Genomic DNA, 17,800 nt, shown 5'->3' with positions numbered 1-17,800 from the left:
GGTGGCGGGGTCAGGCCGCGGTCTCGCGGACCACGCCGCGCGCGATCAGCGCGTCGATCTCGGCCGAGGCGTATCCGGCCTCCGCCAGGATCGCCCGGGAATGCTCGCCAAGCAACGGGGCCGGCCCATGCACGCGCCCCGGGGTCTCCGAGAACTTGACCGGCAGGCCGAGGGTCTTCATGCGGCCGACCCGCGGGTGTTCGACCTCCACCACCATCTCGCGGGCGAGGGCCTGCGGATCCCGCTGCATGGCGTTGACGTCGAGCACCGGCCCGGCCGGGACGCCGCCGGCTTCGAGCCGGGCGAGCCATTCGGCCGAGCTGTGGGCCCGGAAGATCGGCGCGAGGGTACCGGCGAGGTCCTGCCGGTTGATCATCCGGTCGCGGTTGACGGCGAAGCGCGGATCATCGGCGAGGGCCTCGGCGCCGATCGCCTTCAGCAGGCGCAGCCAGTTGGTCTGGTTGGCCGCCCCGATCGTGATCCAGCCATCGGCGGTCTCGAAGGCCTCGTAGGGCGCGTTCAGCGGATGGGCCGAGCCCATCGGTCCCGGCGCGACCCCGGTCGCCATGGCGATGGCCGATTGCCAGTAGGTGTGGGTGATGCCGGCCTCGAACAGCGAGGTGTCGACAGCCTGGCCCTTTCCGGTCCGGAGCCGGTTCGAGTAGGCCGCCAGAACGCCCATGGCGGCCAGGATACCGGCGGTGATGTCGGTCACCGGAGGTCCGCACTTCATCGGGGGCCGCCCCGGGCCCTCCCCCGTGATCGACATGAGCCCGCTCATGCCCTGCGCCACGAGGTCGAAGCCGGCCCGCTCCGCATAGGGACCGGTGCGGCCAAAGCCGGAGAGCGAGCAGTAGACGAGAGCCGGGAATTCCTCGCGCAACGTCTCGTAGCCGATCCCGAGGCGCTCCATCGTGCCGCCGCGGTAGTTCTCGATCAGCGCGTCGGCGCCCTTGAGCAGGCGGCGCAGGACCGCGACACCGTCCGGGTCCTTCAGGTCGAGACTGATGCCGCGCTTGCCGCGGTTCATCATCATGTAGGCGGCGCTCTCGCCTTCCAGGGCCGGCGGAACGGTGCGACGCGTGTCGTCGCCGTCCATCTTCTCGACCTTGATCACCTCCGCGCCCATGTCGGCGAGCATCAGCCCGCAGACCGGACCGGCCATGATGTGGGCGAGCTCGATCACCCGCATCCCGGCGAGCGGACCGGACCGTTTCATCGCTTCCGCCATCGCGCGCTACTCCCCGGCCGCCACGGAGCCCACGCGACCATCGAGCGGCGGGGCGGGATCCACGAATTCCCGCTCGGGGTGCATCGTGAAGGCCAGCGCCGCACCGAGCAGGCACAGGCCGATCGAACCGACGAAGGGCAGCGTCCAGCTCCCCGTCATGTCGACGATCACGCCGAAGACGATCGGCGAGACGATCGCGGCCACGGCCGAACCGGTATTCATCAATCCGCTGGCGGTGCCGGCATATTTCGGCGCGATATCCATCGGCACGGACCAGATCGGCCCGATGACCAGCTCGGCGAAGAAGAAGCCCGAGGACAGGAGCAGCGCCACCAGGGTCAGATCCCGCGTCATGAAAACGCCGGCGAGGCTCGCAGCGGCGCCGAGGAACCCGACGACGATCACCGACAGGCGGGCGAGCTTCACCTTGCCGGTCCGGTGCAGGATGGCGTCGCTCATCATGCCGCCAACCGTGTCGCCCACCACGCCGGCGAAGAACACGCCCGAGGCGAACAGCGCCGAGTTCTTCAGGTCGAGGCTGTAGTTCTCCTTGAAGAAGCTCGGTAGCCAGCCGAGGAACAGCCACAGGGTCCAGCCGTAGCAGAAATACGTGATGGTGACCGGCAGCATGCGGCGGGTCAGAGCGCCCCACGGGACGCTCTGCTTCGCGCCGACCTTGCGGGGCGGCGGCAGCGTGTCGAGTTCGGCCCGGGTGATCGCCGGATGGTCGGAGGGATCGTCGCGGAAATACAGCCACCAGATCGCCACCCAGATAAAGCTCACGGCGCCGAGGATCACGAAGCTGGTCCGCCACCCGAAATGGAAGATCAGGAAGGCGACGATCGGCGGCGCCACCGCGTTGCCGAGGCGCGCGAAGGCGTGGGTGATGCCCTGGGCGAAGCCGCGGCGGCCGGGCGCGGTCCAGTTCTGCATCGCGCGGGTGGCGGTGGGGAAGGTCGCGCCTTCGCCGAAGCCGAGCAGGACCCGGGCCAGGAACAAACTCACCAAGCCGCCGACCATTCCGGTCAAGATCGTCGCGGCGGCCCAGATCACGCCGCAGGCGAGCAGCGTGCGTCGGGCGCCGAACTTGTCGCCGACCGACCCGCCGATCACTTGGAAGATCGCGTAGGGATACGCGAAGGCCGACAGAATCAGACCGAAATCGGTCTTCGACATCCCGAAATCGCGCATGATCTCTGCGCCGGCGGTCGCGATGTTCACCCGGTCCAGATAGGTGATGAAATACATCACGCAGAGCAGGCCGAGCACGCCGTTCGTGGCGCTGATGCGCTTCGACATCGACCGTTCCTCCCATCGGGGCGCCGCCGCTGGCGGTCGCCGGGCGCCTCGGCTGATGGACCGGACGCTCTTTCATAATGCATTATTCAAACGCGTCGCGCGGCAGAAGGCAACCGCCGACTTGTATCCGGCGCGCGATCGATCCGGTCGCCCCAACGGAAAACGGGGGCCGCTTGGGCCCCCGTTCTGGGTGATCGCGTTCGCGACGCGGGCTGTCAGGCCGTGACGGGCTGCAGCCGGTTCTGTTCAGCTTCAGTCGCGGTGCCCAGGGCCTTGCCGCGAGGCCCGACCCAGCTTCCGACCCACTTCCGCTGCCAGAGGGCGAGGCAGCCGAGCACGACCGCCGTGAAGGCGGCGTAGCCGATGAAGCCGATGGAGAACGACCCGGTATACTGCTTGGACAGGCCCATGACGTTCGGAAGGATGGCGCCTCCGAGGGCCCCGATCTCGCCGATCATCGAGCCGGCGACGGCGGTGTTGTTGGGCCAGCGCAGGGGAACGAGCTGAAAGAGGGCGCCGTTGCCGGCCCCAAGCGCCGCGAAGCACAGCATGAACAGGATCGTGGTCAGTGCCAGCGACGGGGTCGCCGTCAGGGACAGGAGCGTGGCGATCGCCGCGAGCAGCACCACCGACAGCACGGCGATCCCGCCCATCCGATCGGCGAAGTAGCCGCCGACGATCCGGATCCCCGAGCCCATGAAGGCCGCCAGCATGGTCAGGCGCCCGGCCTCGACCTTCGTCACGGCGAACTGCTCGTAGAAGAAGGTCGGCAGGAAGTTCGACAGGCCGATGAAGCCGCCGAAGGTGATGACGTAGATCAGCGAGAACGCCCAGCCGTCCTTGGTGAAGAGGCAGGAGACGTGTTCCTTGAACGACTGGTGCTCGCAATCCGGCGGCTCCTTGGCGAGCACGATCATGATCGCCAGCGGCAGCAGCATGACGAGGCCGGCGAAGGCGTAGGTGGTCTGCCAGCCATAGGCCTGCGCCAGCGGCGGGGCGAACAGCACGGCCAGCACGGTGCCGGAATTGCCGGCGCCCGCGATGCCCATCGCCAAGCCCTTGTGCTCCGGTGGGAACCATCCCGATCCGAGGGACAGTGCGACGCCGAAGGACGCGCCGGCGATGCCCAGCAGGACGCCCATGGCGAGCACGTCGTTGTAGGACGAGACGAAGAGATATCCGTAGGCCATCGCCAGCATGATCACGCTCATCTCGGTGATCGCTGCATTCTTGCGGCCGATATACTGGGCCAGAATTCCAAGCGGGAAGCGCATCAGCGCCCCGGCGAGGATCGGAAGGGAGATCATGAAGCCGGTCTGGGCCGGCGTGAGCTTGAAGGTCTCGGTGATGAACGGGCCCATGGCGCCGTTCAGGACCCAGATGGCGAAGCAGAAATCGAAATAGAGGAATGCCGCGAACAGCGTCGGGGGGTGACCCGACTTCATCACCGTTTTGAAGCTGGCCATAGCTGGTGCTCGTCGAAAGGAGGCGAACCGCTGCGCGGTCGCTCATGCCGGGGATCCGGACTCACACCGTCCGCTGTTTGGAGCGCCGTTGCTCCGCCGCAGCAGCAGGCGCGGCTGATCTGGCAATGCAGCATGCGTGCCACGTCGGGTTTGATGCGCGACGCGCCGATCGCCCCAAACGGGCGGGCCCGGGATCGTGTCGGAATCGATCCAACCGCTGCCGTTCATCGAGGCAGGCCTGCCGAGTAAACGGGCGGCCGGACGGCGCCATCACGGATCGGTGAGCGCCGCAGCCGTAATGGTTGCTGCATGCGCGCAACACAGGGGCGGAGAAACGGTCCGGAAGACCCCGTAAATTGCCTTCGATCACGGTCGGCAACTTGGCGGCAAAGCGTGAGTTTTGCTAAGCCCCGGGACGAGCTCCGCCGCGACTTCGTGCAGGCCCGCTCGATTGCGCGCCGCGGCAAGTCCCGGTGTCGCCTCCCGAGGAATTTCGATCCATGTCCGCCTCGATCCGTCGCCTTCTCCTGGCCGGCTTCACAGTCCTCGCCTTTGCCTCGACCGTTCACGCCCAGGGCCGCGGCCCGGTCGGCGATGCCGGCATCGACGGGTTCGGCGATGACGGCCAGCTCTATCAGGATCAGAGCGGTGCGCTCTATGTGCGTCGCGGCGGGCGCTACCTGCCCTATACGGGCCGCACGGATTTCGTGCGCCCCGCCCCGGCGGTCCAGGCGCCCGTCGCTCCGCCAGCCGCCAGCGTCGACCCCGACGCGACCGTCCCGGCCCGTCCGGGCGGGGCACCGACCGCCGAAGGTCTTTCGCCCCTGGAGGCCGCGAAGGCGAAGGCCATCCTGCGCGCGCCCGACAACGAGCCGATCGATTACGCCAAGATCTATGGCCCGATCACCGACGACGTGTTCCCGGTGCAGGCGTTCAACTACAAGAAAATGAACCCGGCCTTCTTGCGCCAGGAGATCGCCTATCACGGGCCCTACGAGCCGGGGACGATCATCGTCGACCCGCGGGCCCACCAACTGACCCTGGTGGAGGGCAACGGCCGGGCCCGCCGCTACGGCGTCGGTGTCGGCAAGCAAGGCTTCTCGTGGTCGGGCACCGCGACGGTCAATTCCAAGCAGGCCTGGCCGGACTGGTATCCGCCCAAGGAGATGATCGCCCGCAGCCCGAAGCTCGCGAGCGAGGTCGACAAGCTGCAGAGCGGCCTCGGCGTCTCGGGCGGCCTGCGCAATCCCCTCGGCGCCCGGGCCATGTACCTCTGGCAGGGCAACAAGGACACGCTGTTCCGCATCCACGGGACTCTGGAGCCTTTCTCCATCGGCAAGAGCGTGTCGTCGGGCTGCATCCGCATGATCAACCAGGACGCGATCGACCTGTTCAGCCGCGTCAATGTCGGCACCAAGGTGGTCGTGCTGAATTGATGCCCGGCTGAACCGCGATCAGCCGCTGCCGCCGGTAGAACCGGCGGCAGCGGACTGCGGCTTCAGGTCAAGCCGCGGCGGTGCTCGCCGAGGATTCGCCGGACCGTGCCGGCCTCGGAACGGTAGACCAGCGTCTCGGTCTGGATCCGGTCCGGTCGGAATCGGACGCCCCGCAGAAGCGCCCCGTCCGTGATGCCCGTGGCGGCCACGATGACGTCGCCGCTCGCGAGGTCGGTCAGATCGTATTTCCGGTCGAGATCCTCGATGCCCATCTCGGCGGCCCGGCGCCGCCGGTCGGGGGTGTCGAGGATCAGGCGTCCCTGCATCTGGCCGCCGATGCAGCGCATCGCCGCGGCGGCCAGGACGCCTTCGGGAGCCGCCCCGGTTCCGAGATAGATGTCGATCCCCGTCTCCTCGGGGCTCGCGGTGAAGATGATCCCCGCGATGTCGCCGTCCGAGATCAGGCGGACCGCCGCGCCGGCCGCCCGCACCTCGGCCACGAGGGCGGCGTGCCGGGGCCGGTCGAGGATCAGGGCCGTGATCTGCTTCGGCTCGACCCCCTTGGCCCGGGCCAGGGCAGCGATGTTGTCGGTGGGACTGGCATCGAGATCGACGAGACCCGGCGGATAGCCCGGCCCGATGGCGATCTTCTGCATGTAGACGTCGGGGGCCGCGAGGAGCGAGCCGCGCTCGGCCATCGCCATGACCGCGATCGCCCCGGGCATGTCCTTGGCGCAGAGGGTCGTTCCCTCCAGCGGATCCACCGCGATGTCGACCTCCGGCCCCTCGCCGAGACCGAGCTGCTCCCCGATGAACAACATCGGCGCCTGGTCGCGCTCCCCCTCGCCGATCACCACGGTTCCGCGGATGGGCAGGCTGTTCAGCTCGTCGCGCATCGCGTCGACCGCCGCCTGGTCCGCCGCCTTCTCGTCGCCCTGACCGCGCAAACGCGCGGCGGCGATGGCAGCGCGCTCCGTGACCCGGGCGAGTTCGAGGGCGAGCGTGCGCGGGACGCCGCGCGATGCCGACTTGGGGGCCTCAGCCATGGTTTCCTGCCTTTGTCCGAGCCCGATCTTGAGGTCGGATCCCGGGTGGACGCCGTCGAATGACGGCCGCCAAGCCTATACCCCGGTTCGCGGGCGCCCACTATCCTGCATCAAGGCCTCGCGGATCACCGTCCGGCATGCACTGTTATTCGCGCTCGATCCGGATCACTTGCGGCGGCTCCGCCAGCAGGCCGTCGGCGCCGATCGCGTCGAGGGCGTCCCGGATGTTACCCTCGGTCGCCGCATAGGTGATCAGCACCAGCGGCACGGGCCGTCCGGAGCGGCCGTGCGGATCCGTCTCCGCGCCCTCGATGCGGCGTTGCAGGATGCTCTCCAGGGATATCTCCCGCTCGGCCATCCGCTGAGCGACACCCGCCGCGACGCCCGGGCGATCATGGACGGTGAGGCGGATGTAGTAGCCGCCCTCGTGCCGCTGCATCTCCACGCGCTCACTGGGGCGCATCGCGGCGGCCGGAATGCCGAAGGTCGGGCGGATCACGCCGCGCGCCACGTCGGCGATGTCGGCCACGACCGCGGAGGCCGTCGCCTCGCCGCCGGCACCGGGACCGATCAGCGTCAGCTCGCCCACCGCATCCGCGTCGATCGTCACGGCGTTGGTCACACCCATGACCTGCGCGATGGCGGAGGATTTCGGCACCATCGTCGGGTGGACCCGCTGCTCGATGCCGGCCTCGGCCGCCTGCGCGACGCCGAGGAGCTTGATCCGGTAGCCGAGCTCGTCCGCCATGCGCAGGTCGAGAGGCTGCACCCGGGAGATGCCCTCCACCGACACGCCCTCGGCGTCGACTGCGGTCCCGAAGGCCAGGCTCGTCAGAATCGCGAGCTTGTGGGCCGTGTCGAAACCTTCGACGTCGAAGGTCGGATCGGCCTCGGCGTAGCCCAGGGCCTGCGCATCCTTCAGGCAGGCCTCGAAGGTCAGGCCCTCGCGCTCCATGCGGCTGAGGATGTAGTTGCAGGTGCCGTTGAGAATTCCGTAGACGCGGGAGATCGTGTTGCCCGGCAGGCCCTCGCGGAGGGTCTTGATCACCGGGATGCCGCCGGCCACCGCCGCCTCGAAGGCGAGGGCTACGCCCTTGTCCTCGGCGTGCGTGGCGAGGGCGGCACCGTGGCGGGCAAGCAGCGCCTTGTTGGCGGTCACCACCGGCTTGCCGGCATCCAGCGCCGCCTCGACCACCGCCTTGGCCGGTCCTTCGGCGCCGCCGATCAGCTCGACCACGCAGTCCACGGAACCGGACCGGGCGAGCGCCACCGGATCGTCGAACCATTCGATGCCGGCGAGGTCGAGGCCGCGGTCCCGGGTGCGGTCGCGCGAGGACACCGCCGTGACGCGGAGATCGAGGCCCGCGGCGGTGAAGGCGGCGCGGCGGCGCTCGACCATCCGGACCACGGACGCACCGACGGTCCCGAGTCCGGCGATCCCGAGGCGAAAGCTCACTGTCATGACCCCTTCCGTACCCGGGCGACCGTGATGGGCCGGGCGCCCGATGCGGCGCACTTCTGCAAGAATTCCGCACCGCCCGCAAGGAAACGGCCCCGGATCGCCGGACGGCTCACCCGGCGGACTCGCGGTGCCGCACCGCCGTCGCCACCAGGGCGTAGAGGATGACGGCGTTCAGCACGTGCCAAAGCGGATGGGTGCCGGTCGGCAGAAGCGTGCAGGCGGCCTGATCGGCAGTCCGCGCGGCGAGCGAGATCAGGAACAGAAGGCCGATCCCGGCGAGCCGCCGCCCGGTCCCGAGAAAGCGCTCCTCCGGCCGACGCGTGACCGCGCCCGCAATCCCGAACAGCGCCAGCAGAGCGGGCAGGTAGTCGACCGATCCGTTGGTGAGCCGCGCGACGTCGAGGCCGGTAAGTCCGTCGAGCACGGGCGTGAGGGCGAAGCCGAGGAGCGCGAAGCCCCCCGTCGCCGCAGCGACCCGGATCGGCGCCAGCTTCAGGAATCGCCGCAGGGCGAGCGCGAGATACGCGTAGATGAACAGGGCGATCGGGATCACGTCGGCCAGCATCGACCAGTAGACCGCCAGCGTGTGAAACAGGAACGAGCCGATGCCCACCACCGCGACCAGGGCGGATAGGGCGAGGCCGGCTCGGTCCGGCGGCTCGGCTGCGGAGGCGCGTCGTGCGGCAGCGGCAGCCGCCACGAGGAAAGCCGCGTTCGACAGGGCGTTGGCCGGCTCGGCCCAGAATTGCGGACCGCCGCGCTCGCAATAGGCTCTCACCGGCTCGAACCAGTCCATCCGCCGACCCTAGATCCCCGTCCTTGCGCCGGGATGGCCTTGTCAGCGCGACGCGAAGCGCGGATGACGGCCCGGCGGCGACCGGAAGCGAGGCGATGCGGATCACCACCTGGAACGTCAATTCGATCAAGCAGCGGCTCCCGCATCTTCTCGCCTTCCTCGCGGAAGCGCGGCCCGACGTGGTCTGCCTGCAGGAACTCAAGTGCCAGGACGAGGCCTTCCCGCGGGCCGACATCGAGGCGGCGGGCTACACGGTCGAGACGCTGGGCCAGAAGGCCTATAACGGCGTGGCGCTCCTCGTCCGGGAACCGCTCACCCTCTCCGAGATCCGGCGCGGGCTTCCGGGCGATGCATCGGACGAGCAGGCCCGCTACATCGAGGCGCTCATCTCCGGCGCGGAGACGCACCCGGTCCGCGTGGCGTCAATCTATCTGCCGAACGGCAATCCGGTGGACAGCCCGAAATACGGCTACAAGCTCGCCTTCATGGAGCGGCTGCGGCTCCACGCCCGGGCACTCCTGCAGGACGAGATCGCGGTGGTGCTGGCGGGCGACTACAACGTCATCCCGGAACCTGCCGACGCGGCCGATCCGGAGGCTTGGCGCTCCGACGCGCTCTTTCTCGGGACGACCCGCGCGGCGTTCCGGGCGCTTCTCGCCGAGGGCTATACCGATGCGCTGCGCGCCTGCGACCCGCGCGATGGGCTCTACACCTTCTGGGATTACCAGGCCGGCTGCTGGCAGCGAAATGCCGGGATCCGCATCGATCACGTGCTGCTGTCGCCCCAGGCCGGCGACCGGCTGGTCTCGGCCTCGGTCCAGAAGCATCTGCGCGGGCTCGACAAGCCGTCCGATCATGTGCCGGTGACGGTGGAACTGACGGCCGGCTGAAAAGATAACCCATGTTGGCGGGCGCAGCGACCAGACCGGTCGCCGCCCGTCTTTCAGCTCAGGAGCCACGCTTGATCGTCTACGGTACCGGCTATTCGCCCTACGTCCGCAAGGTCCTGGTCTCGCTTGCCGAGAAGGGCATTGCCTACGAGCACAGGCCTGTGATGTTCCACGCGCCGGATGCCGACTTCCAGGCGGCCAGCCCGCTCGGGAAGATTCCAGCCATCGAGGACGATGGTTTCCGCCTTGCCGATTCATCGGCGATCCTCTGGTATCTGGAGCGGAAGCACCCGACGCCGGCCCTCGTTCCGACCGAACCGAAGGCGCTCGGCCGCGCCGTCTGGTTCGACAAGTTCGGCGACACCGAACTGTTCGCGAAGCTGATCGTGCCTTTCGTCCAGCGGGTGCTGAAACCCAACATGATGAAGCAGCCGACCGACGAAGGTGCGGTCGCCCAGGCGCTCGACACGGACCTGCCGCCGCTGTTCGACTATCTGGAGCGCGAGATCTCGGGCCCGTATCTGGTCGGTGACGCGTTCAGCATCGCCGACATCTCCGTCGCGACCAGCTTCTACAATCTGCACTTGGCGCAGGCGAAGGTCGATGCCGACCGCTGGCCCAAGCTTGCGGCCTATGTCGACGCCACGCTGGCGCGGCCGTCGTTGAAGGCCGCACTCGAGGCCAAGAAGGGCTGAACCGGCCGGGCGGTCCGGCGGCGGCGCTCAGCGCCGCCGCCGGATCGAGCCCACGGTTTGCAGTTGCGTCTGCGCCTCGGCGCGGTCGTCCTCGCTCGCGGCCGCCCAGTTCTTGTCGTAGAGCGCGACGATCCAGTCGTCCTTCCGCGCTTCGGCCCCTTCCCGCGCGAGGGAGAGCCACATCAGGCCCCTCACCCGCTGGATCGGGATCCCGCCGAGACCGTTGACCAGCATGTCCCCGAGCAGTGCCTGCGCCGGATGGTGGCCCTTCTCGGCTGCGAGGTTGAACCAGCGCGCCGCCTGCTTCGGATCGGCCTCGACGCCCGTGCCGTCGAGGTAGAGCCGGGCGAGATTGTACTGCGCGTTGGGATCTCCGTAGTACGACGCGGCGTAGTTGAACATGTCGTAAGCGCGTTCGGGATTCGGGCGCACATAGGTGCCTTTGATCCCTTCCAGGAAATAGGTGCCCAGAGCCGTGAAGGCGCTGCCCAGAACCGCCGAGTTCTGCGGGTCGGGTCCGTCATCGGTGCTGGCATCGGCGATCCGGGAGAAGAACTCGAACGCCTTCAAGTCGTCATGGGGCACGCCGTCGCCGTCGGCATACATCCGGCCGAGCTTCCATAGAGCCAGGGCGTGGCCCTGGCCGGCCGCGTATTCGAGGGCGCGGGCTGCGCCCTGCTTGTCGCCGGCATTGTACTCCCGCATGCCGGCCCGGAGCGCGTCCTTGGCCGAGCGATAGCTCTTGTCGGCGACCGGCACCTGAACGGGCGTGCGGACATTGGCGTCGAGCGCACGCGAGGTCTCGACCGGAAGCGCAAGCAAAGCGAGCGCCCAGGTCGCGACGGCGAGGCCGCGGGCGAACCGGAACCGACCGGGATCGGCCCCGACCGGCGCCCTGCGCCGGCTGAGGTCAGTCCTAGACGTCCGCATAGCTCTGCGTCTCCTTGGCACCTCCCGGATGGGTCACGGCGCCGTAAAGCGCCGGGCCGACGCCTTGCGCGTATTTCCAGAGGTAGCCGGAGGTCGCGGAGTTCGGACGCGGCGTCCAGGCCTTCCGCCGCTCGGCGAGTTCCTCGTCCGAGAGAGCGACGCTGAGCGTGCCCTGGATGGCATCGAGGGTGATGACGTCGCCGTCGCGGATCAGGCCGATCGGACCGCCCACGGCGGCTTCGGGTCCCACATGGCCGACGCAGAAGCCGCGTGTCGCGCCCGAGAAACGCCCGTCGGTGATCAGCGCCACCTTGTCGCCCATGCCCTGCCCGTAGAGCGCCGCGGTGGTCGACAGCATCTCGCGCATGCCGGGACCGCCCCGGGGCCCCTCGTAGCGGATGACGAGGACCTCACCTTCCTTGTAGCCGCGAGACTGCACGGCCGCGAAGCAGGCCTCCTCGCCGTCGAACACCCGGGCCGGGCCGGTGAAGACCTGCTTCTCGGCCGGGATGCCCGCGACCTTCACGATGGCGCCTTCGGGGGCGAGGTTGCCCTTCAGGCCCACGACGCCCCCGGTCGGGGTGATCGGCCGGTTGGCCGGGTAGACGACGTCCTGGTCCGGGTTCCAGGTCACCCGGTCCATGTTCTCGGCGATGGTGCGGCCGGTGACCGTCATGCAGTCGCCGTGCATGAAGCCGTGGTCGAGGAGCGTCTTCATCAGCAGCGGGATGCCGCCGACCTCGAACATGTCCTTGGCGACGTAGCGCCCGCCGGGCTTCAGGTCAGCGATGTAGGGCGTGCGGCGGAAGATCTCCGCCACGTCGAACAGCGTGAATTCGATGCCACATTCATGCGCGATGGCCGGCAGGTGCAGGGCGGCGTTCGTGGAGCCGCCGGAGGCGGCCACCACGGTGGCGGCGTTCTCCAGCGCCTTGCGGGTGACGATGTCCCGCGGGCGGATCCGATTCGCGAGAAGCTCCATCACCTTCTCGCCGGCGGTGGCGCAGAACTTGTCGCGGATCTCGTAGGGGGCCGGGGCGCCGGCCGAGTAAGGCAGCGCGAGGCCGATCGCCTCGGAGACGGTTGCCATCGTATTGGCGGTGAACTGCGCGCCGCAGGCGCCGGCCGACGGACAGGCGACCTGCTCCAGCTCGTCCAGATCCTCCAGGCTCATGTCGCCGACGGCGACCTTGCCGACGGCCTCGAACAGATCCTGGACGGTCACGGGCTTGCCGCGGAACGAGCCCGGCAGGATCGAGCCCCCGTAGATAAAGATCGAGGGGACGTTGAGGCGCACCATGGCCATCATCATCCCCGGCAGGGACTTGTCGCAGCCGGCAAGTCCCACCAGGGCATCGTAGGCATGGCCCCGCATGGTCAGCTCGACCGAATCGGCGATGACCTCGCGGGACGGCAGCGACGCGCGCATGCCGCCATGGCCCATGGCGATCCCGTCCGTCACCGTGATGGTGCAGAATTCGCGCGGCGTGCCGTTGGCGGCGGCGACGCCCTTCTTCACCGCCTGCGCTTGGCGCATCAGCGAGATGTTGCAGGGCGCGGCCTCGTTCCAGCAGGAGGCGACGCCGACCAGCGGCTGGTGGATCTGCTCGCGCGTCAGACCCATGGCATAGAGATAGGAGCGGTGCGGGGCGCGGTCGGGCCCCTCTGTGACGTGGCGGCTCGGCAGCTTCGACTTGTCGTTCAAACGCGTCACCATGACTTCAGACCAAGCCTTCGCACAGCCGATCCCGAGGGTGCGCTGAACCGCGGCGCGTCGCCGTTCGCGAAGCGCCGGGATATTCATCCGCGTGCTCGGGAAGTCCTCGTTTCCGATCGGTAAATCGTTGTCGAGATTGCCGTTTACCGCGGATCTTGAGGTGGGCCCGGACTATGGCGGGATCGCGGCGTTTACAGGCAGGTCTCGGGGCGGAGCCGGGATCGTTTTACGGTGTTGCGACCCCGCCACAGCCACGCTTGCAGCCATTTCGCTCGCCAGGACCAAAAGAAGGACAATCGCGACGGCACCGCCCGGTGATCCGCCTCGATCCGTCTAGTCTTCAGGATCAGCGCGGATCTCCGCAGAGGAATCCACCCGCGCCGCGGCAAAACCGGCCGGAGATCGTCGGCGCAGCATTATCGCCGTGCGCGGTCTGCGCCGGAAAGACCTGGGCGGATCGGGAAATAACCCGTGGGACCGGATCCGCGGTTCGTTCGAACGCGGGCCCTGCAGGACCGCACCCTAGCCCGCCCGGGACAGGGCGTATGTCCAGGCGACCCCACCGGTGGGCACGCTTTCCGATGCGGGAAGACGATCCCGTGACGGCGTCCGCCGGCGACCGGCCGGACGGGATCACAGGATCACGGGATGGCCTGATCCCACGCGGGTCGCGGCTCAGGCCGCCCCGCTCTGCGGCGCCGGGATCTCGGTGGAGATGGCGTCGACCGTGCGCGGCATCGGGCTGCCCTGCCCGTCCGCGCGCTGAATCCGCACCTGCTGGTTGACCGGCTGCATGTTGCCGAAGGGCGTCGAGAAGGCGATCTCGGCGGCATCGCGTCCGACGCCGATCCGCACCAGCCCGTCGAGGTCGGCTTGCCTTGTGGCGTCGAACAGCCACCAGCGGCCGTCGAGATAGGCTTCGAACACGGCGTGGAAGTCGCTCGGAACGAGCCCGTGGGCGTAGCAGCTCACGAACCGGGCCGGGATGCCGAGAGCCCGGCAGAAGGCGGCGCCGAGATGCGCGAAATCGCGACATACGCCGGCGCGCTTGAGCAGCGACTCATGCGCGGTGGTCTCGCCGTCGCTGGAGCCCGGCTGATAGGCGATGTGGTCGTGGATCCAGTTGCAGATCTGGTTCACGCGGCCATAGCCCTTGGGCAGCGCGCCGAATTCGGCCAGAGCGAACGGCGTCAGCCGGTCCGAGGACACGAACCGGCTCGGCAGCAGGAAGGGCAGGATGTCGAGGGGCAATTGCCCGATCGGCGTCTCGTTGATCGTCGCGGGATCGGCCCGATGCACCGTGAGATCGACCTCGGCATTGTACTCCAGCGCGAACTGGCCGGTCGGCACGTTGACCGCGAGATAGCGGTTCTGGTGGTCGGGCGTGGTGTAGAGGTCGCGCTTGAGGTTCGGCGTCAGGACCAGGCTCTCGGTCAGGATCTCGACGCTCTTCAGCTTCGCCACCTCCAGATTGAAGATGAAGGTGGTGTCCGACAGGATATTGTAGGACAGGCTGCAACCGAGGATGTAGCGCATCGGATCTCCTTGCCGGATGACGGCCTATCCGCCGCCCAAGCAAGGGGCGCGCCCGATCGTGGGTTCCGGATCAGGCGCACCGCGGCAGCATCAGCACCGTGAGCGAGCGCACGCCCTGCGCGCCGTGGATCAGCACGCCCTCGATGTCGGCGGTCGCCGACGGTCCGGTGTGCAGCACCGCGTAGGCCGAGCGGCCGAATTCCGGCCGGCGATAGGCGGCCTGCACGTTGGGCACGATATCGGCGGGATCGAGCAGAACGACGAGGTGCTGCGCGAGATAGGCGACCGCGTTGACGATCAGCTGATCCTCCGTGAATAGCACCGATCCCGTCTCGGCGATGCCGAACACGGCGCGCACCACGGCCACGTCCACGTCCTCGACCTCCTGCGGGGCGCGGACGCTCCGAAGGTCTCGGTTGCCGGTCAGTTCCGGTACCGCGGAGGCAATCACCTTGGCCGCATCGAGTCGCTCGCGGACCCCCGCGAAGACATCACCGGCGCCGGGCTCTGCCACCCGGCCGCCCATCCGCTTCAGCCGCTCGCCGAACTCGGCCACATGGTCGTCGCCGACGAGGGGCGTGAACAGCGGCACCTCCGGCAGCGGGAAATCGCCGGCCGGCCGATTCCTGCGGATGCCGTCCAGGATCGCGTCGCGGGCGCTCATCGACGCGTGTCCTTCATGCGGTTCTGCTTGTACCAGGCGTGGAAGGTCTGGCGCGGGGCGTCGGGCATCTCGCGCTTCTTCCCCCAGGTGTTGAGCGGATTGTAGACGGCGAAACGCGGCAGGACCTTCAGGGCGGAATCCGCCGCGCCGATCGCGGCCCGGTAGGCGGCCGGGCGCGACAGGACCGCGCCGGCGGCCTTCATCATGCCCTGCTTGAGCGCCGGGATCTGGTGCTCCTCGACCAGCACCTTACGCCACGCGAAAATTTGCTCGTGGATGTTGATCTTCACCGGGCAGACGTTGGTGCACGAGCCGTTCATCGTCGAGGAGAACGGCAGCGTCGAGTATTTGCGCTTGTTGAAGGTCGGATCGATGATCAGCCCGATCGGCCCCGAATAGGTCGCCCCGTAGGAGAGGCCGCCCGAGCGCCGGTAGACCGGGCAGGTGTTCATGCAGGCGCCGCAGCGGATGCATTTCAGGGAGGTCCAGAACTCCTCCATGCCGAGGCGCTCGGAGCGGCCGTTGTCGACCAGCACCATGTGCATCTCGGTGCCCGCCCGCGGCGCGCGGAAATGCGAGGTGTACTGGGTGATCGGCGAGCCGAGCGCCGAGCGCGACAGCAGGCGGATGAAGACGCCGAGATGCTCGACCTTCGGGATGATCTTCTCGATGCCGATGGAGTGGATCTGGAGCGGCGGCACGTTGCCGGAGAGATCGGCATTGCCCTCGTTGGTGCAGGTGACGACCGATCCGGTCTCCGCGATCGCGAAGTTGCAGCCGGTCATGCCGGCATCGGCCTTCAGGATGTAGGGGCGGGTCGTCTCCCGCTGGCTCTCGGCGAGATAGTGGGCGTCGTCGTTATCCGGGTCCGTCCCGAGCGTCTTGGCGAAGACCTCGGCCACGTCCATCCGGGTCTTGTGGACCGCTGGCGCGACGACGTGGCTCGGCTCCTCGTTGTCGAGCTGCTGGATCCGCTCGCCGAGGTCGGTTTCGATCACCTCGATCCCGTTCGCCGCCATGTGGTGGCGGAAGCCGCACTCCTCGGTGAGCATCGACTTCGACTTCACCAGCGTCTTGGCGCCGTGGCTCCGCAGGATCTCCAGGACGATCCGGTTGTGGTCGGCCCCGTCCTTGGCCCAGTGGACATGGACGCCGTTGGCTTTCGCGGCTGCCTCGAACTGCTCGAGATAGCGGTCGAGATGGCTCAGCGTGTGCGTCTTGATCTGCGAGGCGAGCTCGCGGAGCTCCTCCCATTCGGGAATGCCGTGGGCCGAGACGTCGCGCTTCTTGCGCAGGTCCCACAGCCGCTCGTCGTGGGCGGCCTGGTGCAGCGGCGCGGCGAGGAAGCGCTCGGCGGCTTCGGACTGATTGATCGGACGGTCACCCCGGATCTTCGCGCCGCGGGGCTGCGGCTCACGGACCTGGGGCGCGCGGATCGGCTTCGAGGCCGCCTCGGCGTGCTGGAGGCGCCGTCCGTCCTGCGCGCGTTCACTCTCGTCGTGGCTGGCGCGCACCTCCGGGTGGATGACGCCGTCGCGCTCGCGGGGATTCAGATCCTCGGCGCTCATGCGGTGGCTCCGTTCAGCACCTGGGCGATGTGGATGTACCTGAGGGGCAGGCCCAGGCGCTCGGCGCAGCCCTTCTGGTGCATGAGACAGGAGGAATCCGCCGAGACGACATATTGGGCGCCGGCGCGGTTCTGGTCGGCCACCTTGTCGTAGCCCATCTTGGCCGAGACGGCGGGCTCGAACACCGAGAAGGTCCCGCCGAAGCCGCAGCACTCGTCCGGCCGGGCGAGATCGACGAGCTCGACACCCTTGACGAGGCGCAGCAGGTCGAGGGGCTTCGAATAGTAGGGCTTCACCAACTCGGATGGCCGCGCGTGATGGATGCCGCGCAACGCGTTGCAGTTGGTGTGATAGGCGACCTTATGAGGGAAGTTCGTCCAGGGCAGGTCCTCGACCTTCAGCACGTCGTGCAGGAATTCCACCAGCTCGTAGGTGCTGGCACGGACGTGGCGCACCGCGTCGGTCTGGGGGATCGCGGTGAGATGCTCGCGGACTTGGTGGACGCAGGATCCCGACGGCGCGACGACATAGTCGAAGCCGGAAAAGTTCTTCACGAACAGCGCTTCGGTGGCGGCGGCTTCGGCGTGGCAACCGGTATTGGCCATCGGCTGACCACAGCACGTCTGATCGTAAGGGTATTCCACCGTGCAGCCGAGCCGCTCCAGCAGCTCGAGGGTGGCGATCCCCACCTCGGGCTCGAAGGCGTCGACGTAGCACGGCACGAACAGGCCGACCCGCATGGTGCGACAACTCCCTGAAGATCGGCCGCGCGGCGATCTGGAACGGTTCAAGATTGGTGGTGGGTCTACCGGATGTCGCTGATCTTGGCGAGATCGGACACTGCGTCACCGGGCCCGATGTAACGCAGCGCGCCGTTGATGCGGGGTCCGCCGCCCCTCCGTCTTCCAGGCCGTGGATCCGCGGTCAGGGGACGTCGTTCCCGGGGCTTGGCGGTCGGCGTCCTCGATCCGGTCGAGGGGTGACGCTCCTCCGTGCGCAGCCGGAGAGTTTCCCGAGGATGCTGGGCCGCGCGCTTGATTTCCGACGCCTCAGAGTCGAATGAC

Annotated in this window: 15 protein-coding genes; 3 read left to right on the top strand and 12 right to left on the bottom strand. The window is 68.4% G+C overall.

The annotated features are described in order from the left end of the window. Positions 1-10: 10 nt before the first annotated feature. The 3 genes from ABC766_RS25740 to ABC766_RS25730 all read right to left on the bottom strand — a co-directional run bounded on the left by ABC766_RS25740 (position 11) and on the right by ABC766_RS25730 (position 3,996). Entirely contained in the window at positions 11-1,231 is a 1,221-nt protein-coding gene (locus tag ABC766_RS25740; protein WP_345819789.1) for a CoA transferase, read from the bottom strand. Positions 1,232-1,237: 6 nt separating this feature from the next. Then, entirely contained in the window at positions 1,238-2,530 is a 1,293-nt protein-coding gene (locus tag ABC766_RS25735) for an MFS transporter (protein WP_043380055.1), read from the bottom strand. A gap of 215 nt (positions 2,531-2,745) precedes the next feature. Further along, on the bottom strand, positions 2,746-3,996 hold the full coding sequence (locus tag ABC766_RS25730; protein WP_345819788.1) for a nitrate/nitrite transporter: 1,251 nt from the start codon (positions 3,994-3,996) through the stop codon (positions 2,746-2,748). Between the two features lie 500 nt (positions 3,997-4,496). On the opposite strand from ABC766_RS25730, the gene ABC766_RS25725 reads away from it, so the two are divergent. Then, complete coding sequence (locus ABC766_RS25725; protein ID WP_345819787.1) at positions 4,497-5,432, top strand: L,D-transpeptidase; 936 nt, start codon at positions 4,497-4,499, stop codon at positions 5,430-5,432. 62 nt (positions 5,433-5,494) lie between these two features. On the opposite strand, the gene glpX is transcribed toward ABC766_RS25725, so the two are convergent. The 3 genes from glpX to ABC766_RS25710 form a co-directional block, all read right to left on the bottom strand. Further along, positions 5,495-6,478: a class II fructose-bisphosphatase gene (gene glpX / locus ABC766_RS25720; protein WP_043345791.1), complete on the bottom strand. Its 984-nt coding sequence runs from the start codon at positions 6,476-6,478 to the stop codon at positions 5,495-5,497. 145 nt (positions 6,479-6,623) lie between these two features. Beyond that, positions 6,624-7,940, bottom strand: a complete 1,317-nt coding sequence (locus ABC766_RS25715) for a homoserine dehydrogenase (protein WP_345819786.1) — start codon at positions 7,938-7,940, stop codon at positions 6,624-6,626. 109 nt (positions 7,941-8,049) lie between these two features. Further along, the gene (locus ABC766_RS25710; protein ID WP_345819785.1) at positions 8,050-8,736 is read right to left on the bottom strand and encodes a ceramidase domain-containing protein; all 687 of its coding nucleotides are present in this window, start codon (positions 8,734-8,736) and stop codon (positions 8,050-8,052) included. A 95-nt stretch (positions 8,737-8,831) separates the two neighbouring features. Between ABC766_RS25710 and xth the strand changes: the two genes are divergently transcribed. Then, positions 8,832-9,626 carry an exodeoxyribonuclease III gene (xth, locus tag ABC766_RS25705; protein WP_345819784.1) on the top strand — a complete coding sequence of 265 codons (795 nt, stop codon included), beginning with the start codon at positions 8,832-8,834 and terminating at the stop codon, positions 9,624-9,626. A 71-nt stretch (positions 9,627-9,697) separates the two neighbouring features. Beyond that, entirely contained in the window at positions 9,698-10,321 is a 624-nt protein-coding gene (locus ABC766_RS25700) for a glutathione S-transferase family protein (protein WP_345822840.1), read from the top strand. Between the two features lie 27 nt (positions 10,322-10,348). Here ABC766_RS25700 and ABC766_RS25695 read toward each other — a convergent pair whose 3' ends face one another. The 6 genes from ABC766_RS25695 to ABC766_RS25670 form a co-directional block, all read right to left on the bottom strand. Beyond that, entirely contained in the window at positions 10,349-11,251 is a 903-nt protein-coding gene (locus ABC766_RS25695; RefSeq protein ID WP_043345803.1) for a tetratricopeptide repeat protein, read from the bottom strand. Next, positions 11,238-12,968, bottom strand: coding sequence for a dihydroxy-acid dehydratase (gene ilvD, locus ABC766_RS25690; RefSeq protein WP_043380071.1), 1,731 nt, complete (start codon positions 12,966-12,968; stop codon positions 11,238-11,240). Before ilvD ends, ABC766_RS25695 begins: the two co-directional genes overlap by 14 nt. A 675-nt stretch (positions 12,969-13,643) precedes the next feature. After that, the gene (locus tag ABC766_RS25685) at positions 13,644-14,504 is read right to left on the bottom strand and encodes a transglutaminase-like domain-containing protein (RefSeq protein ID WP_053609889.1); all 861 of its coding nucleotides are present in this window, start codon (positions 14,502-14,504) and stop codon (positions 13,644-13,646) included. A gap of 70 nt (positions 14,505-14,574) precedes the next feature. After that, entirely contained in the window at positions 14,575-15,168 is a 594-nt protein-coding gene (locus ABC766_RS25680) for a LutC/YkgG family protein (RefSeq protein WP_345819783.1), read from the bottom strand. After that, positions 15,165-16,736 carry a lactate utilization protein B gene (locus ABC766_RS25675; protein WP_043380074.1) on the bottom strand — a complete coding sequence of 524 codons (1,572 nt, stop codon included), beginning with the start codon at positions 16,734-16,736 and terminating at the stop codon, positions 15,165-15,167. Before ABC766_RS25675 ends, ABC766_RS25680 begins: the two co-directional genes overlap by 4 nt. Beyond that, the gene (locus ABC766_RS25670; RefSeq protein ID WP_345819782.1) at positions 16,733-17,476 is read right to left on the bottom strand and encodes a (Fe-S)-binding protein; all 744 of its coding nucleotides are present in this window, start codon (positions 17,474-17,476) and stop codon (positions 16,733-16,735) included. The genes ABC766_RS25675 and ABC766_RS25670 overlap by 4 nt, the downstream gene beginning before the upstream one ends. Between the last annotated feature and the right edge of the window lie 324 nt (positions 17,477-17,800).

The organism is Methylobacterium fujisawaense (assembly GCF_039619325.1).
GTDB classification, from domain to species: Bacteria; Pseudomonadota; Alphaproteobacteria; order Rhizobiales; family Beijerinckiaceae; genus Methylobacterium; species Methylobacterium fujisawaense.
Note: the sequence above shows the minus strand (reverse complement) of the source record. Positions and strands in the feature narration are given on the sequence as shown.